Below are 22,151 nucleotides of genomic sequence, written 5' to 3'. Positions count from 1 at the left end.
TCTCGGGGGTGCCACCGCGCACGTGTGTGATCAGCGGCGAGGGGGTTCTCCTTCCTGCCCCACCTCGCGGTCGACCAGGGTGCCCGCCGCACCCGTGTAGTGCGCCGGGTCGCAGAGCCGGTCCAGCTCCGCACCGGCCGGCAGCGCGGTGGCCTCGGGGTGGGCCGCCAGCACCTGCGCCAGCGAACGCCCGCCGGTCCGTACCTCGTCGGCCACCTCACCGAGCAGCCGCTTGGCCGCCGTACGGCCCAGGTGCGGGGCCAGATGCGCGGCGATCCGCTCGGTCACCACCTGGTCGCCGGTGAGCGCCAGGTTGTCCCGCATCCGGTCCGGGTGCACCTCCAGCCCCGCGCACAGCTCCACCGCCGTGTGCGCGGCCCCGGCGGTGAGCCGCAGGCACTCCCGCAACGGAGACCACTCGGCGTGCCAGACCCCCGCCGAACGCTCGTCCTCCGACACCAGGCACTGGGTCAACCCTGCTGCCAGCAGCGGCACTTGGAGGGCGGCGCTGCGGATCAGGGTGGCGAGGACCGGGTTGCGCTTGTGCGGCATGGCGGAGGAGGCGCCGCGCCCGGCCACGGACGGCTCGGCGACCTCGGCGACCTCGGTGCGGGCCAGCGACTGCACGTCGATCGCGATCTTGCCGAGGGCGCCGGTGGTGAAGGCGAGGGCGGCGCCGAGGTCGGCGACGGGCGTGCGCAGGGTGTGCCAGGGCAGCGGGGGCCTGGCGAGCCCGGTCTCGGCGGCGAACCCGTCCAGCAGCAGGCCGAGGTAGCCGTCGACGTCCTCGGCCCGTTCGTCGCCGTCGACGAGGGCGTACTCCAGGTACCCGGCGAGCGTCCCGGCCGCCCCGCCGAGCGAGACGGGCAGCCCGCCGTCGAGGACCGCGGTGATCCGCCGGTGGGCGTCCAGCAGCAGCCGCCGCCACCCGGCCGCCTTGAGCCCGAAGGTGGTCGGCACGGCCTGGAGGGCGAGGGTCCGCCCGGGCATCACGGTGTCCCGGTGCTCCCGCGCCAGGCCGGCCAGGGACGCGGCGGCCGCCTCCAGGTCCGCCGCGATCAGCTCCAGGGTCCGGGCGGCGACCAGCATGGCCCCGGTGTCCAGGATGTCCTGGCTGGTGGAGCCCCGGTGCACATACTCGGCGGCCTCCGGCGAGACCTCCGCGACGGCCCGGGTCAGCGCCGCGACCAGGGAGACCACGGGGTTGGCGGTCTCCCTGGAGGCGAGCGCGAGGGCCCGCAGATCCAGGGCCTCGGCCCGCGCCACCCGCGTGACGGTCTCGGCGGCCTCCTTCGGCACGGTACCGATCCCGGCCTGGGCCCGGGTCAGCGCCGCCTCGGCGTCCAGCATGGCCTGGAGCCAGGCCTCGTCGCCGGTCACGGCCTCACCGGGCGTGCCGACGCGGACGGGCGACAGGATCCCGGAGTCGATGCCGGGGGATGCCCCCGTACCGGTGCCGTGCGGAGCGGGTGACCGTACCCCCGCGGGGGCGCCGGCACGGGCGGGCGACGGAGCCCGGGAGCCGCTCCCCGGGGGCGTCCCCGGCCGGTCACCGGCCGGAGCCGGTGACCGTACCCCGGTATCGGCGCCGGTACGGGCGGGCTGCGTCGGTCCGGCGGCGGCGCCGGCCGGTCGCGCCGCCGCCCCCGGTGCCGGAGCACCGGGGGCGGCGGCGCGGGGGCCGTTGGCCTCGGCGGTCACACGATCACCCCGACGAAGCCCTCTGCCGAGGCGTGGGGCTGCGCGGACCACGGCTTGTGGGCCACGGGCGGCACGTCCAGGGCCGCCCGCGCGATGGCGTCCGAGTCGCCGAGCGTCACCGAGTCGACGCCGGGACGGATGCCCGCCGCGGTGACCCAGTGCACCGACTCCGTCGGCACGCCGTAGGCGAAGCGCCGGGGGTGCGCCTGCCCGTTCCCGTCCAGCAGCCGGTAGGGGCGTTCGGTGACGGCCAGCCCGCCGGTCTGGTAACTCCCGCCCCGCGAACCGGCGATGGAGTACGGACGGGCCTGCCCGGTGTCGAGGAGGTGGCGCATCAGCGGATCGTCGGTGCGCCGCAGGTCGGGCTCGGGCAGCCGGGCCTCGATCAGCACCGTGGAGTGGATCGGCGGCCCGGGTACGTCGGTGGAGACCGCGACGAACTGCGGCACGGCGGTGTCCACCGCGATCTTCGTGCCCGGCCCGGTCACCTCCAGCAGCCCGCACTCGATGAGCGCGATCATCTCCTCGATCCGCGAGGCCGGCGGACCGATGGAGAGGAACGCGTTGAGCGGCGTGTACCAGCCCTCCAGCTCGTCCCGGTAGGAGTCGCCCTCCAGACCGCCGTGGTCCACCGCGAGCCGGATCTCGTTGCGCAGATCGCGCAGCACGTCCAGCGCGGCCTTGACCGGCCCGCTGACGTTGCCGCTGCGGGCCGCGACCACATCGGCGGCCAGATACTCCAGCAGCCAGGCCCGGAAACCGTCCCGGCTGGTGAACTCCCGGTCCTCGTAGGGCCGGGAGAGCCGCTCCCAGGACCAGTGCTCGTCCGGCTGGATCCCGAACTCCGTGAGCAGCCGCCCCCCGTCGTCGTCGGCGGGCCGCTCCAGGTACCGCTCCGCCAGCTGTGCGCCGTCGTCCGCGCGGCCCTGGGCGGTGAGCAGGGTCTCGTAGTAGACGCTCTCCACCTCCCGCGAGATCAGCGGCCACAGATCGGTGGAGAACCGGATCCGCTGGCCCTCGGCGGAGCGGGCGCGCAGCTTGGCGATGTACTCGACGGTGAGCAGCCGGGGGAAGTACCGCCCGTAGGCGCCCTTCTGGTTCTCGCCACGGGAGTGGTACGGCACCCCGCGCCGCGAGAACGCGTACATCTGCGGTTCCCGGCCCGAGGGCCGGTAGACGAGCTTGCCGTCCGCCCCGCGCTCGTACGTCCCGCCCCGGCCCGCGCTGAACAGGGCCATGTGGTCGAAGAAGTTGAGCCCGAGGCCGCGCAGCAGGACCGGCTGGCCCGGCTGGATGGAGCTGAGGTCCAGGTCGGCCGGGTTGGCCGGGGCCACGTAGGTGAGGTGGTGGATACGGGCGAGGCCGGCCGTCCGGGCCTCACGGGTGGTCAGCCGGGTGGGCAGGTGGCCCTGGGCGAGGACGATCACGTCGAGTTGGTTGAGCCGGGTGCCGTCCTCCAGCCGTACGCCCTGGGTGCCGTCGGTGACACCGTGCACATCGGCGATGGCCACCGCGCGGGAGCGGTGGACGGTGACGGTCACATGCTCCGGCGCCCGGTCCACCACCTGCTGGAAGCAGCTGCGCAGGTAGCGGCCGTAGAAGGACCGGGTGGGGTACGTGTCCGGGCCCAGGGCCCGGGCCTCCGTCAGCACCTCCTCCTCGGCCTCGCCGTGGCCCGCCTCGGTCCGGGCGACGAGCGCGCGGGCCCACTCGTACAGGCTGGGCCCGGACTCGATCGGGCCCTCCAGCCGGGCGCTGTCGTCGGTGAAGACGGTGATCTGCGAGGCCACGGTGTTCATCAGCAGATGGCGGGACTGCTCGGGCCGCCAGACCGTCCCCGCGCCCGGCGGCGAGGGGTCCACGACATGGATGGTGATGGCGGAGTGGCGCGGGGTGGCCCGCTCGTTGGCGCAGAGCCGTTCCAGCACGGACAGTCCGCGGGGCCCGGCGCCCACCACACAGATCTCGAGAGGGGCCTCGCTCATGACAGCCCGCCCGCTGAACCGTTGGCGGCGGCAGACCCGTTGGAGCTGACGGTCCCGTCGGATTCCTCGGCACCGCCCGCCAGCAGCCGGGCCAGCTCCAGCCGCTTGATCTTGGTGGTCGCCGTCTGCGGCAGGTCCTCCAGCTTCCACCGGACCGGGTCGGCCATCGGCGGCAGACCGACCACCGCGTCCCGCCACACCCGCTCGTCCAGCGGCTTGTCGTCGCGGGTGGAGACGACGGGGACGGGCCGGCCGTCCGGGCCGGGGATGATGATGACCTCGATCAGGTCCTCGACCCGGGCGAAGAGCTTGTCCTCGATCTCCAGGGTGGACTCCACGCCGGGGATCTCGTCGACCTCGCGGTCCAGCAGGTGCAGACAGCCCCACTTGGTGCGGAAGCCGACGTCGCCCATCCGCCACCAGCCGTCGTTGACCTGCTTCTCCCACCGCTGGTGCTCACCGAGGTAGGTGACGATCCGGCCGTCGCTGCGCACCTCGATGAAGCCCGGCGAGGACTTGCTGGGCGGCCGCCCGTCGCGGCTGACCACGCGTACGTCGGTCATCCCCTGGAACGGTCGCCCGACACACCGGCCGTCCGCCTCGGCGCCGCGCTTGCGGGAGTAGGTGCGGGCCGCGATCGGGCCCACCTCGCTCTGGCCGTACGCCTGGGCGAACAGCGGCAGCCGGCGGCGCGAGGCGCCCAGCAGGGTGTGCACGGTCCGGGGGTGGATGGCGTCGAAGGTGGAGCTGAAGTATTTGACGTTGCCCAACGGGCCGCGCGGGTCCTTCGCCAGCACCTCCCAGCGCAGGAAGGTGTTGGGGTGGGCCTCGATCAGCCCGGGAGGGACCTGCGAGAAGAGCGTGGCCACCGACTGCGGCTCGTCGTCCTTGAGGATGATCAGCGGGTGGCCCTGGAGGATCGCGATCGGCATGGCGGTGAACATCCGCGAGTGCACGAACGAGACGTGGATGGCGACCGGTTCACGGCTGCGGACCGCCGAGACCACGGTGGCCTGGGGGCGGTAGCGGGCCTGGAAGGTGTGCCCGGTGTGCACGGCCAGCTTGGGCGTGCCGGTGGTGCCCGACGTGTGGGTGATCAGGGTCGGGTGGTCCGGCGGCATCGTGATCGGATCGACCCGTACGGCACCGGCGTACGAGGCCAGCGGGGTCGCACCCTCGAAGGTGCCGGAGGTCAGGAGAACCTTGCGCGCCGCCTCGAAGACCTCCGCCGGGAGGCTGTCGGTGAGCTTGGCCTCGTCGGTGACCAGATACGGCTCCTGCGCCCGGCGCACCAGCTCCACGACGGTGGCGCCGTCCAGCTTGGGGGAGAGCAGCACCGGTACGGCGCCGATCCGGGCCGCCGCGCAGGCCAGCAGCGAGATGTCGAAGCCGTCGGTCTTGTGGACGACGATCCGCTCACCGGTACGGACCCCGGCCGCCCACAGCCGGGATGCCAGTTCGGCGATCAGCTCGGCCACCTCGGGCAGGGACAGCCGCCGGCCCAGCTCGGGCGCGACGTCCAGGTCGTGGTCCAGGATCACCATGTTGCCGGGGTGCCGGGCGGCCGCCCGGTCGAAGAGCGTTCCGAGCCGGATGCCCTTGTTCCCTATTCGTTGCAGAAACATCTCGCCCACTCCGTTTCACGAACGTTCACGTACGCGGGAAGGAACCCGTGGGAACCCGCATCGCGGATTCAGGAACCCGCGATGCGGATTCGAAGGACCCGTCATCCGGATTCGCGCCGGACCCGCCATGCGGATCCGAGGAACCGTCATGCGGATTCGATGACGTCCTTGATCCGCTTGAGGGTGTCGTCGAGGTCCCGTTCCAGCTTTGCGGTCCACTCGTCGATGAATCGCTTGCGGGCGTCCTCGTCGAGTTCGGAGACAATCTTGTGAATTCCGGCGGTCGCTTTCCCCATGCGGAAGTGGTGGACCAGCCGGCTGCCCTCGGCGAGGGGTTCGATGTCGAAGCCCCAGACCGATTCCTGGTCGTCCTGGGCGTGCGAGAGCATCATCCAGCGGAAGGTCACGCCCGGCTCGGCCGCGGTGACGCGGGCCTCGGTGTACCAGGTCCCGCGCACGAGCGGGGCCCAGGCGACGACTTCCTCGCTGCGCAGGTTCTCCCCGCGGAAGATGGTGCCCACGGCCGCGGGCTCGCCGCCGATCCATTCACCGCCCTGGCACTCGGGGCTCCATTCCGCGCTACGCGGCAAATCGCTGACGACCGCGTAGACCTCTTTCGGGGTGGCGGATACGGCGATGTCCGCGCGCAGTTCGAAAAGCGGCGTGTTGTCGATGACTGATTTACTCATGAGGAGAACTCTGGTTGCGCGCGGAACGCGGGTCAACCAACCGCCGTATGGTCCGTCAAGTTCTACCGGCCGGAGCTCAGGAATGAACCCTGAGCAGGATTTTTCCGCGCACCTCGCCGCGTTCGAGGCGGCCGTGCGCGTCGGCGGCGGCGCTCAGCGGCATCGGGACCGTCGCCGGGGGCCGCAGCTTCCCCGCCGCCAGCAACGTGCCGATGGTCCCCGCGGCGGCGGCGAGTTCGGCGGCGGTGGCCTGCGAGATGGCGAAGCCGACGACGGAGCAGTCCTTGAGGTACAGCGGACCGGCGGGCAGCACCGGCCGGGTGGCCATCCCGGCGAGGATGACGATCCGCCCGCGCCGGGCGAGCAGGCCCACGGCCGTCTCCAGGTCGTTGGCGGCCGAGGTGTCGACGTACACGTCAACTCCCCCCGGACAGGCGGCTCGCAGCCGTCCCGCCACATCCGGGTCGCGGTAGTCGATCACCTCGGCGGCCCCCAGGCCCCGGCAGTGTTCGATGTCCCGCGCCGATGCGGTGGCGACGACCCGGGCGCCCGCGTGGACGGCCAGCACGATGAGGGCGCTGCCCACGTTGCCGCCGCCGCCCAGGACGACGACGGTCTCGCCGGCCTGGACCCGGCCGTGCGGATGGAGGGCGAGGTAGGCGGTGGCGGCGGGATGGGCCAGGGCGACGGCGTCCTCCGGGTCAACCCCGCCGGGCAGCCGGTAGAGCCGGTCGGCCGGGACGGCCACCCGCTCGGCGGCGGCGCCCTGCCGCCCCGCGTGCCCCATGCTGTTGCACCAGACCCGGTCACCGGCCTCGAAACCGGTCCCGGGCGCGGAGGCGGCGACAGTCCCGGCCAGGTCGCGGCCGATGACGAAGGGGAAGGTCAGGGGGGTACGCCAGGCCCCGGACCGGACGAACGTGTCGACGTGGTTGACGGAGGCGACACTCACGTCGACCAGAACCTCGCCCGCCTGTGCCACAGGCGGGGGGAGTTCGCCGTACCGGATGGTGTCGGGGGTACCGAGCTGTTCGATGTAAGCGGCGAGCATGGTGCCGGATTCTGGCAGCGGCACCCGGGCGCCGTCGCCACCCGGCGGGATTCTCTGTCAGGTCGTACGGGGCACACCCGGCGGGGCCCGGCCCGCTCCTAGCATGAGCGCCGTGGACCTGACACTCACCGACCTCACCCCCGACGACCCCCGCATGTCCGCCGACGCGGAACCCCTGATCCGCACACTGCGCCCGGAGTTGACCGCCGAGGCCTTCACCGCCTTCGCGCGGGAGGCGTACGGCCAGGGGCTCCGCTTCACGGTCGCGTACGACACCGCCACCGCCCGCCCCCTGGGCGCGGCCACCCACCGCCTGCTGGCGACCAGCCGGGGCCGGGTGCTCTTCGTCGACGACCTGGTGACGGCGCCCGAGTCACGGGGCCGGGGCGTGGGCGCCTACCTGCTGGCGGAGTTGGAACGTCGCGGCCGGACGGCGGGCTGCCTACGGGTGGAGCTGGACTCCGGCACGACCAACGTCCAGGCGCACCGCTTCTACCACGCCCAGCGCATGACGATCGGGGCGCTGCACTTCGGCCGGAACCTGTGACACGGACCACACGAGCCGAACCGATGACTTCCCGGCCCGGCCCCAGTCGTACGAACAGCGGAACAGAGTGCTCCGAAGCAACCGGCGTACGGGCACGCGCAACGGCCCACACCCCAGCCGCCACCTATGAGACAGACAGGACATACCCATGACCGATGCCGTGAAGGGCCCTGCCAGCTACTTCCCCTCGATCGAGAAGACGTACGGCCGCCCGGTCTCCGAGTGGAAGGCCCTCATCCGCGCCTCCCCGCTGACCAAGCACATGGAGCTGGTCAGCTGGCTCAAGACGGAGCACGCCCTGGGCCACGGCCATGCCAATGCCCTGGTCGCCCACACCCTGGCGGAGGACAAGACCCGCTGACCACAGCCGTGTTGCTCCCTTGCATAGGGTCTGCGAAGCGACGGGACCGGCCGACCGGTCCCCAGGGGGGCGGAGCCATGGCCGAGTCGGAGACCGCAGCGAGGCCCTGGCCCGGCGGCTCCTGGGTTCGACGCAGCTCGCGGCCGGCGAGGTCGGCACGGCGGTGGAGGCGCTGAACAGAGTGGAAGCGGCTCTCGCCGACGTACGACGGAACGATGGATACGGGACCGCCTGACGCTCAGAAGGCGTACCGGATCCGCAGCCACGGCGTGCGCTCCCCGATCAGCTCCCGCAGCCGGGCGAGGGCGTCGCGCTTGACCTCCAGCGCGTAGCGGACGTTGAGGGCGCCGTTCTCCGACCGCTTCGTCTCCTGCGCGCCCGGCTGCCACAGGACCTCCTCGGCCCGGGGATGCCAGCCGAGGTTGACCTCGTGGAGCTGCTGGTTGTGGGTGAGCATGATGATCTCGGCGGCCGCCTGCGCCTTGACCCGCCCGGGAAGGACATCGTCCAGCTGTCCGAGCAGCTCGGCCCAGTCCCGCTGCCAGCCGGGCCGCAGCACCACGGGCGAGAGGTTGAAGTGGACCTCGTACCCCGCGTCCAGGAAGTCGGCGGCGGCCGCGATGCGCTCCGCGACCGGGCTGGTACGGAGGTCCAGCAGCCGGGAGTCGTCGGCGGGCATCACGGAGAACCGCACCCGGGTACGGCCTTGCGGATCCAGCGCGAGCAGATCGGGGTTGACGAACTTGGTGGCGAAGGAGGCTTTGGCGCTGGGCAGTCGGCGGAACAGTGCAATGAGGTCGGCCGTGTTGTCACAGATCAGGGCGTCGACGGAACAGTCACCGTTCTCACCGATGTCGTACACCCAGGCGTGCGGATCGCACTGGTTGGGCTGGGACTTGGGCCCCTGGGCCCGTACATGACGCCGTACGTGGGCGGCGATGGCCTCGATGTTGGTGAAGAGCGTGATCGGGTTGGCGTACCCCTTGCGGCGTGGAACGTAGCAGTACGCGCACGCCATGGCACAGCCGTTGGAGGCACCGGGGGCGATCCAGTCGGCCGACCTGCCGTTGGGCCGGGTGGTGAGACTCTGCCGGACGCCCAGGACCAGGGTCTCGGTCTTGATCCGGGTCCAGCGGGCGATGTTGCCGTCGTTGCCGTGGAGGGAGGGGATACGCCAGTGCCCGGCCACCTCGGTGACGGGAACGCCGGGCAGCCGCGCCAGGATCTGCTGCCCGCGCGGGGAGGCGATCGCGGCGGGCTCGGCGTAGACCTCCCGCACGTCCAGCATGCGCCGGGCCCGGGGGCTGTCCCGGAACCCGCCGCCACGGTCCGGCGGCTCGGCGGGCAGGGCGTCCTCCCAGCCGAAGAGAGCCTGCTGCTCGGGCTCTTCGGGGCTCTGGTCCACGGCGTAGACCCTACGGGGGCGAGGGAGGGGAGGGACGCGACGGACCGGTGACGGAGTGTCGCCGTACGGGAAGGCCGGCCGGCTGCCAGCATCGACCGGACCGAACACCGAACACCGGGCTCGGGACGCGAGGCGGAGGATCTCCATGGCACCACGCCCCCACTGGCTGTTCGGCGACCAGCTGGGCCCGCACTTCCTCGACCCACGCCACGGCGGCCCGGACGACCGCGCCCCGGTGATCATGATCGAGGCACGTTCGGTGCTGCGCCGCCGCCGCTTCCACCGGGCCAAGGCGCACCTGATCCTCTCGGCGATGCGGCACCGGGCCGCCGAACTGGGCGACCGGGTCACGTATCTCCGGACGGAGACGTACGCGGAGGGCTTGGAGCAGGTGCGAGGGCGCCGTGACCCGGCCCCTTTGACGGTCCGCCACCCCACGTCACGCAGGGCGCTGGACTTCGTGAGCGCGCGGGAGAACGTAGAGGTTCTCCCCCGAAGGGCTTCCTGGTGGCCCAGGAGGACTTCGCGGAGTGGACGGCCAGGAACAAGGGACAGGGCAAGAGCGCGGGGGCTGGTGCCCTCCGCCTGGAGGGCTTCTACCGCTGGGTGCGGGAGCGGCACGACCTGCTGATGGACGGCGACGACCCGGCCGGCGGCCGGTGGAACCTGGACCACGACAACCGCGAGCCACCACCGCGCGGCCAGGACACCCTGGACGTCCGGGGCCCGTGGCGGCCGACCGAGGACGAGATCGACGACGAGGTCCGCCGCGACCTCGACCGCTGGGAGCGCGACGGCGAGGTCTCCTTCGTCGGCCGGGACGGCCCGAGGCGCTTCCCCGCCACCCGGCGCGAGGCACGTTCCGCGCTACGGCACTTCGTGGCCCACCGCCTGGCCGGCTTCGGCCGCCACGAGGACGCGATGCTGGCCGCCGACCCGGTGATGAGCCACAGCCTCCTCTCCGTACCGCTGAATCTCGGTCTTCTGGACCCGGCGGAGTGCGTGGAACTGGCCGAGCAGGCGTACCGCTCGGGCGACGCGCCGCTCAACAGCGTCGAGGGGTTCGTCCGGCAGATCGCGGGCTGGCGCGAGTACGTATGGCACCTCTACTGGCACTTCGGCGAGGAGTACCGCCACCGCAACGCCCTGTGCCACACGGCCCCGCTGCCGGACTGGTTCCTCGACCTGGACGCCGACGCGGTCACGGCCAACTGCCTGTCCACGGTGCTGGCCCAGGTCCGGGACACCGGCTGGACCCACCACATCCCCCGCCTGATGGTGCTCGGCAGCCGCGCCCTCCAGGACGGCTGGGACCCGGAGGCCGTCACCGACTGGTTCCACCGCTGCTTCGTGGACGGCTACGACTGGGTGATGCTCCCGAACGTGGTCGGCATGTCCCAGTACGCCGACGGCGGCATGATGACGACGAAGCCGTACACCTCGGGCGGCGCCTACATCAACCGCATGAGCGACCTCTGCGCCCCCTGCGCCTACCGCCCCACCCACCGCACCGGCGACGAGGCCTGCCCGTACACCACCGGCTACTGGTCCTTCCTCCACCGCCACCGCACCCGCCTCTCCACCAACCACCGCACGGCCCGCGCGGTGAAGGGCCTGGACCGGCTGAAGGACCTGCGGGAACTGCTGGACTTGACGGCGGAACGGGGGGACGCGCCGCCTTGACGCGACCGGCACTGTCCGACCCGCCGAGGAGGCCCGGAGACATGGAGCTGACGGGTGGCGGGTGGGGGGGGCGAACGGGCAACCGCCCGCGCCCGCTTCGAACGCGACGAGAAGCGGCGGTCCGGGTGCCGCAGCGGACGCTCAGAGGTGTCCGTCCAGGAACCGCCGTACCTCATCGCTGGTCATGGGCCCCGTGCCGTGCGCCACCGCCGTTCCCTCCTTCAGCAGGAGGCAGGACGGGGCTCCGGTGATCCCGTATCGCTCGGTTGCCGCCGGGCAACGCGTGATGTCGGTGCGGACGACCGTCAGGCGGCCCGCGTAGGCGGCGGCGATGTCGCCCACGACGACATCCATCACCCGACAGGGCTCGATTGCCTTGGGCCATGCCCCGGTGAAGTAGGCGAGAACCGGAACCTTGCTTCTCCCGAGGATGAAATCGAACTCCGCGTCCTCACGAGGTCGGTGAACCAGTTTTGTCATGGGAGCTCCTGACCTCACGTTTCGTACTCCGTCCCATTCTCCGTCGCGCGGTGTGCCAGGTCGGCCCTGGCCGCTCGTCCGACCGGCTGCCGGGAGGGAGACACGGGCCGCCGCAGGACGGCGGTGGCCCCTGGGGCGAGCGGCCCGGCCCCCTTGCCACGACGACCGGAGAGCCGCCGTTTCCCGGGTCACGGCGGCTGGGCACCGGGAGCGGCCAGGATCTCCGGTCGCCCGCGGGCGCGAAGGTGGACGGGTGACGCGTCAGCCGACCCGGAGGCCGACCGCCAGCGTCAGTTCAAGGACCCGGTGTGGTGATGCGAGATCGGGAAACAGCTCCCGGAGCTGCGACATCCGGTATCGGACCGTCTGGGGGTGGACGAACAACTCCGCCGCGACCTCGTCCCGTCTGCCCTGGTACAGCAGCCACGCCCGCAAGGTCTCCTCCAGCCGCCGTGCGGTTGCGGCAGGCAGGGCCTGCAACGGTGCGAGGGCTCGGGCGCGCAGGTCTGCGAACGCTTCCGCGTCGGCGCTGAGCACCAGGTCGGGCAGGTGGTCCTCGGTGTCGCGAATGTCAGAGGAGAGGGAGCGCGCGCGTAGGGCTCGTGCGTACGAGGCGGACGCGTGGGTCCATGGCCGTGTCGGGCCGACCACGGCGGCGCGGTCGGTCAGCTGCCGTAGGAGACGTGACCGGTCGGCATCGGGGACGAGGAGCACACCGGTGGCATCCGGCAGATCGTCGAGGACGAGGGTGCTCGGGTCGAGTGTCCGGTAGGCAGGCCGGGCCTGCGCGGCGGGCAGCAGGACGGCGGTCAGCGAAACCGGAGGCTGCCACCTGGCCCGTTGGCCGGAGGCCAGCAGCACGTCCGGGCCCGCGCCGGCGAGGAGGTCGCGGGCCAGGTGTTCCAGGTGACGCTCGTGGGCTCTGCCCCGGGCGGCCAGTTCGTCGGCGTGGCCCGCGGCGCTCGCGGCGGAGAGCTCGTCGATGTAGGCGAAGGTCAGCTCGGCGAACTTGGCGACCTCGGCGGCGGGCAGACCCGCGGGTACGGCACCCGCTGCCAGACATCGCCAGGCGACCCGGGCGCCGACGCGGTAGGCGCTGAGCAGGGCGTCCATGGAACGGCCGTCGCGCACCTCGCCGCGGCCCAGCTCGTAGGCGGCGTCCCCGGCGTCGCCGCCCGTGGCATTCCCGCTCGCAAGGTCCAGGTAGTGCCCCAGAGCGGTGCGGACGGCTCTGCGGATCGTGGCGCCCATGCGGCCCGACAGGGCATGGGCGTAGGGAGGAACCTCGTCGATGATCGCCTGGACGACTTCGTCCGCGGTGGTCCTGAGGGCGGCCCGGACGGCGGTGACCGTCGTCTCATCCAGGGACAGTTCACTGGCCCTCCGGATTGCATAGCTCATTTTCTGTTCCCTGCGAACAATTCAGTCGACCAGATTTACGTCCAGTGGTCAGGACTTTACGCCCAGAGGCGCAGCAAGCTGGAGTCATGACGAGTGGAGCCCTCCGCAGCAGGGCGTGGAAACTGCTGGAGATGGTCACGACGCCGCTGCTGCCGTCGGACTACCTCGACCTGGTCAGCCCGCTGCGCGCGGGCGCTGACCTGCGTGGGCGCATCGAGGCCGTGCACTCCGAGACCGATGACGCCGCGACTGTCGTGATCAGGCCGGGGCGGGGCTGGCGCGGCCACACAGCCGGCCAGTACGTGCGGATCGGGGTCGACGTCGACGGAGTGCGCCTGTGGCGTGCCTACTCCATCACCTCGCCGACGAACCGCCGGGACGGCCGTGTCACGATCACCGTCAAGGCGATCCCGGACGGCAAGGTCAGCAACCACCTGGTCCGCAGCGCGAAACCGGGCACGCTGATCCAGCTCGACCAGCCGACCGGTGACTTCGTCCTGCCGCAGGCCAAGCCCGCCAAGGTGCTCTACCTGACGGCCGGCAGCGGCATCACGCCCGTGATGGGCATGCTGCGCGACGTCGAACTCGACGACGTCGTCATGGTCCACTGCGCGCCACAGCCTCAGGACGTGATCTTCCGCAAGGAGCTGCACGGCCTGGTCGCGGACAAGAAGCTTCGGCTCACCGAGGTGCACACCGACACGGACGGCAAGCTCGACATCGCCCGTCTCCAAGAGCTCGTGCCCGACTGGGCCGAGCGCGAGACCTGGGCGTGCGGGCCCGCGGGTCTGCTCGACGCCGCCGAGGAGCACTGGGGAGAGCACGGCGTCCTTGAGCGCCTGCACACCGAACGCTTCCGCCCCGGCATCGTCGTCGCCGGGGACGGCGGCGAGGTCACGTTCAGCGTCACCGGCAAGACCATCGGCGCGGACGGCGCCACGCCGCTGCTGGACATCGGCGAGGAGATCGGCGTGCTCATGCCCTCCGGGTGCCGTATGGGCATCTGCTTCGGGTGCGTCTCGCCGCTCAAGGCCGGCGCTGTCCGAGACCTGCGTACCGGCGAGATCACCGAGGCCGGGCCGGGCGTCCTCATCCAGACCTGTGTGTCCGCCGCGGCGGGCCCCTGCGACATCGAACGGTAGGAGCACCTTGACCGCCACCGACCCCACCGCCCACCTGACCGCGGAGCAGATCGAGGAACTGGGACGCGAGCTGGACGCCATCCGCGACGAGGTGATCGCCGACCGCGGCGAGAAGGACGCCGCCTACATCCGCCGGGTCATCTCGGCGCAGCGCAAGCTGGAGCTGGTCAGCAGGGGTGTGCTGCTGTTCTCGATCTTCCCGCCCGCGTGGCTGATCGGCACCGCCGGGCTGTCCGTGGCGAAGATCATGGACAACATGGAGATCGGCCACAACGTCCTGCACGGCCAGTGGGACTGGATGCGTGACCCGAAGATCCACTCCACCACCTGGGAGTGGGATCACGTCTCGCCGTCCGACCAGTGGAAGCACTCGCACAACGAGCTGCACCACACGTACACCAACGTGATCGGCAAGGACAACGACCTCGGCTACGGCATCATGCGCGTCGACGAGGACCAGAAGTGGCACCCCTTCCACCTCGGCCAGCCGCTGTGGAACTTCCTCAACGCCTGCTTCTTCGAGTACGGCATCGCAGCGTACGACCTGGAGCTCGGCAGGAACCTCACCAAGCGCCGCCGCAAGAACCCGGAGTTCCGTGCGCGGGCCAAGGCCGTGGGCCGCAAGATCCGCAAGCAGGTGCTCAAGGACTACGTGATCCACCCGCTGCTCTCGGGCCCCTCGTTCCTCACCACACTCGCCGCCACGTTCACCGCGAACCTGGTCCGCAACCTCTGGACCCACTCGGTGATCATGTGCGGGCACTTCCCCGAGGGCGTACAGGTCTTCGAACGCAGGTCGATCACGGGCGAGACACGCGGCCAGTGGTACCTGCGCCAGATGATGGGCTCGGCGAACATCAGCGGCAGCAAGGCCATGCACTTCATGACCGGCAACCTGTCGCACCAGATCGAGCACCACCTGTTCCCGGACCTGCCGAGCAACCGGTACGCCGAGGTCGCGGTGAAGGTGCGCGCGCTGTTCGAGAAGTACGAGCTGGAGTACGTCACCGGCCCGCTGCCCAAGCAGGTGTTCTCCGCGTGGCACAAGGTCTTCCGGCTCGCACTGCCGAACAAGCAGCCCAAGGTCGGAACGCCGGACCGTGAGCACGACCTCATCGCCGCCTGACTTCCCGCCGCATCGCAGCCCCCGGTGACGTCACTGCTGCGACACGACGGCCTGGCCGGCCGGTGGAGTTCCCCGCTGCCCGGGTCCCACAGCCTGGTGGGACAGCGCTGGTCCAACGTCTACGGCACGTCCATGGGCGGACGCCTGGCCCAGCGACTCATGCCCGCCACGCGCACCTGGTGCGCGCCCTGGGCGCTGGCCTGGGGCTCTTTCGTGGAGCGGGTGACGAGAATCGAACTCGCGCTTCTGAGCGTGGGAATCAGCGGTGCTGGAGTCTCAGGAAGGGTTCTGACCTGCGCTTTCCAGCGAGGAAGCTGGGAGCGCCATGGTCTCTGGAGGCTGTACCTGACCGCTGTTGTCCGCTCTGCTGGGCACGGATGGGGCACGAGAGTAGCGGTGTAGCGGACCCTGCCAGGGGGTGTGCTCGGGGTGGGCCTGCGCGTCAGATCAGAGAGGGATGATGCGGACCTGGTTTCCGCAGAGTCGGGTCATGTCGTCGCTGTCGGAGGTCAGGAGGGCGACGGGTTTCGGCTGGCGGAGAGCGACCTCGGCGACTGTGGCGTCGATGGCGTACTTGTGTCCGTGCAGTCCGGCACCTTTGAGAAGCTCAGCCGCCGCCTTCGCCGCCTGTTCGGTGACGGGCTCCACCTTGACGCGGGACAGGGCCCAGTTCAGGCGGGGCATGTTGGTGCGGGAGTGGCTCACTTCCACGATGGTGTTGGCCCCGATCACCAGGTCGGCTCCCATGTCGTGGAAGACCTTCAGCATCGCGAGAAGCTTGCGGTCCTGCGCGATCCAGGCGGAGAGCCCTTCCGAGTCCAGGACGACGGTCTCGATGCGCTCGCTCACGCGGCGTCCGCGCCCTTGGAGGTGCCGGCGGGGCCGAAGATCTTTCCGCGGGCCTCGGCGAGCTCCTCATCGCTGAAGGGACCGTGCTCCTCCTCGTGACGGCGGAGATCGTCGCCCAGGAGCTGGTGCCGGATCTGGCGGGCTACGGCTTCCGCCACGTAGCCGGAGACGTTGTCCGTGAGCTTGCGGAGCTCCGCCACCTGGTCGCTGGGGAGCGTGACGGTGATGCGAGTCGTTGAGGACATGAGCCCAAGCATACTGGAGTATGCACGCGCTGGCTCAGGTTTCTGGTCCCCAGCCTTGACGCTTGCGGTCGCATGCGCCGGATGAAGAACATGGGGGCGATCACTCGCCGGCTGTTCCTGGCGTGTGACGCTCTGGGCCCGTGCCGTTGGACGGCAAGTGAAGGGCCCCAGTCATTGACCAGGGCCTCAGTCGTGGAGCGGGTGACGAGAATCGAACTCGCGCTCTGAGCTTGGTAATCAGCGGTCCATGAACGGTCGTATTGGCTCTGACCTGCGTGGTTGGCCGAGACGCGCGAGGTTGGCATGGCCTCCCAGCACCGCACGCGACCGCGGCTGTCCGCTCCGCTGGGCACGAATGGGTACGAGCGGGAAGAGTGGGCGCCAGCACCGGAGACCCCCGGCTCTCGGCCGCGCGGGGAGCCGAACCCACCGCCGGCCTTCACGGCATCACGACAGCTGCTCCTCGGAGCAGTGGGATGCCGCGCATTGGCGCAGCTCTGCGTCGTCGCCCAGACGCTGATGCCGCATCTGGGCGGGATCCGGGTTTCGCCGCATAGCCGGAGACGTTGTCTGTGAGCTTTCGCGTCTCCGCAGTCTGATTGCTGGGAAATGTGAAGGTGATGCGGGTCGTTGAGGATATCGGTAGAGGATTTCAGCTCGGTGCATCGGAGAAGGGTTGGGTAGTTCCTCCCCAAACGAATGTGAACTGGCCCTCCGCAACCTCATACCTGACGGTAGCGCCTGAACTGTCGATATCAAATCGCTCATGAAGCCACCCGTCCATGGCCAGCGCAGCCGCCTCGGACCGATAGTCGCTCAGGGGGTAATCGAGTGAAGATGCGTGAATAAAAATTCCATCGGGGAGGAGTTCGCTCAGGGCGTGAGCATTTATGGAAACCCCGAATGCCAGCCAGGCGGCGTCTTTCCAATGCAGGCCGGATGCGGGTAGGCCGAGCCAGACCTTTTTGTAGATCTGCATGCTGTGCGGTGGGATCTCGCCGGCAAGTGTGGTGGCTTCTGCTCTTAGGTTGACCGCGATCCCACCTGCCGGACCTCGGAAGCGGAACTTGAATACTTCGGTCATGATTTCCTTCAGTCGCCGAAATTAAGAAGATCGAAAATTCGCCTGTGAAAGTAGTGCTCGTCACCCATCCCTGTGTGACCTCGGATATAATCGAAGTCGTGCGGCTTTCCGTCTCCGTACAGGCGGCTGTAGCGGTCCATGAAAGCTTCTGCCTGGGCAGGGGACATCTCCACTACGTCGGCTTTATGTAGCGATGAAAAATCCGAGTCGGAGATTCTGAATCTCAGGACTTCGACATCGGCGCCACGGCTGCGGAGCCGTTCCGCGTAGCGAGCTGCTTCCTCCGCCGACCCCCATGAGTAGACGCCTTCTCCGTATTGTCCGCGAATATCTTCTGTCGGCCAGGGTGTTCCGTCTCCTCGCAGACGAGTCGCGTTGGCAGCGTCCTGGACGGAGTGGAACTCGTGATATTCGGGAGCGAGTCCGAGTGGGTCCGCCCAGGTGTGAGGGTTGTGGACATAGGTGGACGGATTCGGAGAGGGAGCCAGCCCCAGAGGGTCCGGGGTGAGGTAGCGAGCGGTCTCGGGATCATAGTGACGGTGGTGGTTGTAGTGGAGGCCGGTTTCGGGATCGAAGTACTGACCGGGGAACCGTAGTGGAGTGTAGGTGGTGCTGCCCTTGGCCCAGGCTGTCGTACCCCACAAGGCCGTGCGACTGCGCCAGGCAAGGGCGCCCGCCTCGTCAACGAGTTCGGTGGGACTGCCCACAAGGTCGGTGGCCATGGCGAAGAAGCGCTCGTCGATCGCTTCCTGAGACGCCTTCGCGTCCAGGAGACGCTCCGTCTGTGCCAAGGGGCGGGTGCCCTGATGGTCCCAGGTCAGGGTGACGGTGTGAGGCAGATTGGCCGAGTCGGTGGACTGTTCGCAGAGTGTTGTGCCGTCCCAGGTGAATCGGGTCTCCTCCAGCACCGTCTCACCGTCCTGGGCGAGACGCTGCTTCGCTGTGCGGCGCCCCAAGGGGTCGTACCGGTAGCGCCAGCGGATGCCGTCGGGCGTGACGGTGGAGACCAGGCGGTTCTCCGCGTCCCATGCGTAACGCCAGGTGTCGGGCTTCCGGGAGAGCCGAGATATCTGGCGCAGGACGATACGCCCGGCTGCGTCGTATTCGTAGCGCACCTTCCCGGCCCTCACGAGGGTCGTGCCCGTGTATTCGCGCGCGCCGGTCGCCTCGCTGCCAGGGTGGAACGAGGGCCAAGAGGCTGAGGTCTGATTGCCCGCGCTGTCGTACGCGTATGTCTCGGTCCAGTTGACGGCCGTGACCTCGGTGACTCGGCCTGCCTCGTCGAGGCCAAAGCGGTGAAGGCCGCGCGAGGCGTCGTCCATCGCCTCGAGATGACCATCGGCCCGGTAGCTGTAGGAGCGGCGGTTCACCAAGCGGTCGCCCGCCAGCAGGTGCTGCGCGGACAGGCGGCCTGCCTCGTCCCAAGCCGAGGTCAGGGTGACCGTGTCACCGAAGGCGCGTTGTACCTCGCGACCGATGGCGTTGTAGGCGAAGGTGACGCGGTGGCCGCCGCTGTTCAGGCCGGTGAGACGTCCGGCCGGATCGTACTCGCGGGTGGTGCGCTTCCCGGTGGGAGTGGTCCGGTGGGTACGGCGGCCCAAGGCGTCGTGCGCGAAGGTGAGCACACGACCGTCGGCCAGTTCCGTCTTGACGTGCCCCCCGCGCCCATATTGGTACATGAGGTCGCCGTCCGGCCCGGATGCCTCCACCAGACGTCCAGCCCGGTCATAGGTGTACGTGGTGACCCGGCCCGCTATTTCTTTCCCTACCACCCGGCCGAGCGAGTCGTGCGTGTAGGTGATGGTCTCGCCAAGCGGATTGGTACGCGCGCCGATCCGGCCGGCGGAATTCCGGTGGTAGATGTGGACACGACCGTCGAAGTCCGACTCGGAAACGAGCCGCCCGGCATCGTCATAGGTGTACGACCAGGTCAGGCCCTGCGGATTGGTGACCTGGGTCAGCCGCAGCTCCGCGTCGTGGGTGAACTCGTAGCGCGCGCCGTCCGGGCCCGTACGTGCCTTGAGCAGGTCGAAGTGGGTGTATTCGAAACGGGTGCTATTGCCGACCGGGTTGGTGTGGGTGAGGCGGTTTCCTTCACCGTCATAGGTCCAGGTCTCCGTCGTGCCGTCGGGTTCAGTACGTTGCGCGAGATGGCCGTCGGCAGACCATGTGAGGACGGTGACCGCCCCCACTGAGTTCGTCACGCGCACGGTGCGGCCCAGGGAGTCCCGCTCGTGGCGGGTCACGCCACCCAGGGGGTCGGTGACCTCCAGTGGCAGCCCGGCCGGGTCGCAGCTCACCTTGGTGACATGTCCCAGCGGGTCACTGACCGAGACGAGACGGCCCTGTGCGTCGAAGCCGTAGCGAGTGCTCTGCCCGGCGGGGTCGGTCACGGCGATGCGATTGCCTCGATCGTCGAACTCCTGCTCCCAGCGGGCGCCGTCGGGCCCGGTGAACCGGCTGGGTAGACCGAGCTGGTTGCGGTCCGTGCGCTGTTCGCTGCCGTCGGGACGGATGATCGAGGTGAGTCTGCCCGCCGCATCGTAGGCGAAGGCCGTGGTGTGCCCGACGGGGTCGGTACGGGTCAGTTGATTGCCCGAGGCATCGTAGGAGAAGTGTGTGGTATTGCCCAACGGATCGGTGGTGGCCAGGATGCGGCACGCACCATCGATCAGGTGCTTCGTGCTGCGCCCGTCGGCCGTGGTCAGCGTGGTGAGCCGTCGACCGGTTGAGTGATCGGGCTCGCCATGGGTGAGAGTCAGCTGGAAGTGACCCGCCTCGCCCCCTTCGGCGACCACCCGGTCCTGGTCGTCGTAGACGTACGCGTAGCACGAGCCGTTGGAGTCGGTCCAGGAAGTGACCCGGCGGCGGCCATCGTAGGTGAACGTGAGTGACGCGCCCGACGGCTTGGTGACGGTGACGAGGTTGCCATCCGCGTAGCCGTACCCCATGAGGCGCTTCGGCGCGTCACCGTCGACGTGGTCGCTCGCCGTGTGCGGTGAACCGACGAGGTCGAGCGCGGTGACGAGGCCGGAAGCCGTCGTGGTCCGGATCTGGTATCCCGCCGTATGCACGAGCGCCAGGGGGGTACCGTCCTCGACGCGGTCGATGGAGATGGTCCCCCCGTTCCGGTCGGTGATCTGGACGAGCCAGGCAGCACCGTCTCCACCGGGTTCGCATCCGGGCGGAGCCGCGAAGTGGCGTACGAGACCGGTTGAGGGATCGGCGACGGTGTAGTCGCCGTCTCCGTCGCGGCCCAGGATGCCCCGCGTGGTCCCGGAGCCCGGGAGCGTGGGCAGCCCTGGCGCGGGATGGGGGTAGGTGATCAGGAGTCCGTCGTCGGTGACGTGGATGACGCCGTGGGCGTCGATCTCCAGGCGTTCGTCGACGGTGGAGGACCAGGAGGGTCCGAAGAACCGGCCCGCGGTGTAGCCCGACTCCACCCGGCGAGTGAAGACCAGGGGCAGCACCCCGGGCAGGACCACGTCGGTCTGGGGCAGGAACATGCGCCCGGAGGCGAGGTCGACCGGGTCGGTGCCCTGGATGGTGCGAATGCCGTCAGGGCGGTTGTGGGTTCCTTCGGGGGCGGCACGCTCGAGTTTCCGGGCGTCGGAGGCGATGTCGGCGGCTTCCTTCACCACCCGGGCCCCCTTGACGCCGGCCCCCGCGCCGCCGGTCGCGACGGTGAGGGCGGCGTCGGGGAGGAGTCGGCCGAAGCCTTCGGCGGGGTCCTTCATGAAGTCGTCGAGCATCTGCTTGCCGGTGCCCCAGGGGTCGTTGGCGACCCGGACGAGGCCGGCGGCGGTGTTGTTGAGCGCGAGCCCGTACTCGGCGGGGTGGGTGATGTTGTACAGATCCATCGGGTTGACGCTGCGCGCGAAGGTCAGGATCCCCGCCGCGCCCTTGACGACGCCGCCCGCGAGATGAGTCTTGATCACCTGGTACTCGGCGAGCCCGTCCATGGCCTGCTCCGCGTAGCGCGGCTTCTCCGGTGCGGCGTCGCGCGCAGCCACCACCGCCTTGCGGGCCGTCTCGGCTGCCGTGTTGCGCTGCTTACGAGCCTCCGCGAGCAGCTCCTGGGCTTCCTTCATCCGCCCGGTGCCCGGATCGCTGAAGGTGCCCGGCTTGGGCGGCAGGGTGGAGGGGTCGCGCTCGTCGGCGGGCTTGGCGTTGTAGGCGTCGACGACCTTGTTGTACGTGGTCGTCTTCTCGTTGTACGCGTCCCGGGCCTCCTCCGACGCCTTGGTCCCGGCCTTCCACTTGTCGATCGCGGTCTGCGCCTGCCCCTGGGCCCACTCCACGGTCCCGGCGAACGAGTCGAGCGCACCGGCGGCCTTCTCGAAGGCGTCGGCGGCCTTGAACCACTTCGGCGGCTCGACCGACACCGAGTCCCGGAACGCGTCCGCCGCCTGTCCCTTGAGCGCGGACGAGTCCACGCCCTTGAGCCCGCCGCCGACCTTGTCGAACGCGCCCTGGAGCTTACGGAGGTGGGTGGCGGTGGACCGAATCTCGGACGGGCTGCCGTAGATGAGCTTGGTTTTGTCCTCGGTCTGCCCGAGGTCCATCTCGTCGACCTCGGCGCCCATCCGGTTCGCCACCGACCGGGACTTCTCCCGGACCCAGTCCGCCCCGGACTCCCAGCCGGCGTCCTCCAGCCGGTCGCCGGTCCAGTTCCCGGCGTCCTCGACCCGGCCACCGACCCACTCGACACCGTCCTCGACCGCGTCCTCGACGACGTCGGGCGTGATGTCCCGGACGAAATCCCCGATCCCCATGA

General features: G+C 70.1%; 16 protein-coding genes and 2 pseudogenes. 5 read left to right on the top strand and 13 right to left on the bottom strand.

Annotation, left to right across the window (positions count from 1 at the left end; all coding sequences use genetic code 11):
- Window positions 1-30: 30 nt before the first annotated feature.
- The 5 genes from pcaB to D6270_RS15810 form a co-directional block, all read right to left on the bottom strand.
- Window positions 31-1,431 carry a nitrosuccinate lyase gene (gene pcaB / locus D6270_RS15830; RefSeq protein ID WP_109167419.1) on the bottom strand — a complete coding sequence of 467 codons (1,401 nt, stop codon included), beginning with the start codon at window positions 1,429-1,431 and terminating at the stop codon, window positions 31-33.
- 266 nt (window positions 1,432-1,697) lie between these two features.
- Entirely contained in the window at window positions 1,698-3,686 is a 1,989-nt protein-coding gene (locus tag D6270_RS15825) for an FAD/NAD(P)-binding protein (RefSeq protein ID WP_109164827.1), read from the bottom strand.
- On the bottom strand, window positions 3,683-5,311 hold the full coding sequence (locus tag D6270_RS15820; RefSeq protein ID WP_109164828.1) for a class I adenylate-forming enzyme family protein: 1,629 nt from the start codon (window positions 5,309-5,311) through the stop codon (window positions 3,683-3,685). The genes D6270_RS15825 and D6270_RS15820 overlap by 4 nt, the downstream gene beginning before the upstream one ends.
- 146 nt (window positions 5,312-5,457) lie before the next feature.
- Window positions 5,458-6,000, bottom strand: a complete 543-nt coding sequence (locus tag D6270_RS15815; protein WP_109164829.1) for an SRPBCC family protein — start codon at window positions 5,998-6,000, stop codon at window positions 5,458-5,460.
- 76 nt (window positions 6,001-6,076) lie between these two features.
- Complete coding sequence (locus D6270_RS15810; protein ID WP_109164830.1) at window positions 6,077-7,051, bottom strand: NADPH:quinone reductase; 975 nt, start codon at window positions 7,049-7,051, stop codon at window positions 6,077-6,079.
- A gap of 103 nt (window positions 7,052-7,154) precedes the next feature.
- Between D6270_RS15810 and D6270_RS15805 the strand changes: the two genes are divergently transcribed.
- Together D6270_RS15805 and D6270_RS15800 are read left to right on the top strand one after the other, a co-directional pair.
- Window positions 7,155-7,598, top strand: coding sequence for a GNAT family N-acetyltransferase (locus tag D6270_RS15805; RefSeq protein ID WP_109164831.1), 444 nt, complete (start codon window positions 7,155-7,157; stop codon window positions 7,596-7,598).
- A 148-nt stretch (window positions 7,599-7,746) separates the two neighbouring features.
- The gene (locus D6270_RS15800) at window positions 7,747-7,959 is read left to right on the top strand and encodes a DUF4287 domain-containing protein (RefSeq protein ID WP_109164832.1); all 213 of its coding nucleotides are present in this window, start codon (window positions 7,747-7,749) and stop codon (window positions 7,957-7,959) included.
- Window positions 7,960-8,197: 238 nt separating this feature from the next.
- Here D6270_RS15800 and D6270_RS15795 read toward each other — a convergent pair whose 3' ends face one another.
- Complete coding sequence (locus D6270_RS15795; protein WP_109164833.1) at window positions 8,198-9,364, bottom strand: spore photoproduct lyase family protein; 1,167 nt, start codon at window positions 9,362-9,364, stop codon at window positions 8,198-8,200.
- Window positions 9,365-9,509: 145 nt separating this feature from the next.
- Here D6270_RS15795 and D6270_RS15790 point away from each other — a divergent pair.
- A pseudogene (locus tag D6270_RS15790) lies at window positions 9,510-11,047 on the top strand (cryptochrome/photolyase family protein).
- A gap of 141 nt (window positions 11,048-11,188) precedes the next feature.
- Here D6270_RS15790 and D6270_RS15785 read toward each other — a convergent pair.
- Both D6270_RS15785 and D6270_RS15780 read right to left on the bottom strand, forming a co-directional pair.
- Window positions 11,189-11,527, bottom strand: a complete 339-nt coding sequence (locus D6270_RS15785) for a thioredoxin family protein (RefSeq protein WP_109164834.1) — start codon at window positions 11,525-11,527, stop codon at window positions 11,189-11,191.
- Between the two features lie 261 nt (window positions 11,528-11,788).
- Window positions 11,789-12,928, bottom strand: coding sequence for a PucR family transcriptional regulator (locus tag D6270_RS15780; protein WP_109164835.1), 1,140 nt, complete (start codon window positions 12,926-12,928; stop codon window positions 11,789-11,791).
- Window positions 12,929-13,014: 86 nt separating this feature from the next.
- On the opposite strand from D6270_RS15780, the gene D6270_RS15775 reads away from it, so the two are divergent.
- Both D6270_RS15775 and D6270_RS15770 read left to right on the top strand, forming a co-directional pair.
- On the top strand, window positions 13,015-14,070 hold the full coding sequence (locus D6270_RS15775) for a ferredoxin reductase (RefSeq protein ID WP_109164836.1): 1,056 nt from the start codon (window positions 13,015-13,017) through the stop codon (window positions 14,068-14,070).
- 7 nt (window positions 14,071-14,077) lie between these two features.
- Complete coding sequence (locus D6270_RS15770; RefSeq protein ID WP_109164837.1) at window positions 14,078-15,196, top strand: fatty acid desaturase family protein; 1,119 nt, start codon at window positions 14,078-14,080, stop codon at window positions 15,194-15,196.
- Window positions 15,197-15,643: 447 nt separating this feature from the next.
- On the opposite strand, the gene D6270_RS15765 is transcribed toward D6270_RS15770, so the two are convergent.
- The 5 genes and pseudogenes from D6270_RS15765 to D6270_RS15750 form a co-directional block, all read right to left on the bottom strand.
- Window positions 15,644-16,045 carry a PIN domain-containing protein gene (locus D6270_RS15765; protein ID WP_109164838.1) on the bottom strand — a complete coding sequence of 134 codons (402 nt, stop codon included), beginning with the start codon at window positions 16,043-16,045 and terminating at the stop codon, window positions 15,644-15,646.
- Window positions 16,042-16,290 (bottom strand): type II toxin-antitoxin system CcdA family antitoxin, encoded by a 249-nt coding sequence (locus D6270_RS15760; protein ID WP_151414697.1) that lies wholly within the window; start codon window positions 16,288-16,290, stop codon window positions 16,042-16,044. Before D6270_RS15760 ends, D6270_RS15765 begins: the two co-directional genes overlap by 4 nt.
- 447 nt (window positions 16,291-16,737) lie before the next feature.
- A pseudogene (locus D6270_RS15755) lies at window positions 16,738-16,930 on the bottom strand (hypothetical protein).
- 12 nt (window positions 16,931-16,942) lie between these two features.
- Entirely contained in the window at window positions 16,943-17,374 is a 432-nt protein-coding gene (locus D6270_RS32535; RefSeq protein ID WP_158650525.1) for a hypothetical protein, read from the bottom strand.
- An 8-nt stretch (window positions 17,375-17,382) separates the two neighbouring features.
- Window positions 17,383-22,149 (bottom strand): putative T7SS-secreted protein, encoded by a 4,767-nt coding sequence (locus tag D6270_RS15750; protein ID WP_109164840.1) that lies wholly within the window; start codon window positions 22,147-22,149, stop codon window positions 17,383-17,385.
- Between the last annotated feature and the right edge of the window lie 2 nt (window positions 22,150-22,151).

Source organism: Streptomyces griseus subsp. griseus (genome assembly GCF_003610995.1).
GTDB lineage: Bacteria > Actinomycetota > Actinomycetes > Streptomycetales > Streptomycetaceae > Streptomyces.
Note: the sequence above shows the minus strand (reverse complement) of the source record. Positions and strands in the feature narration are given on the sequence as shown.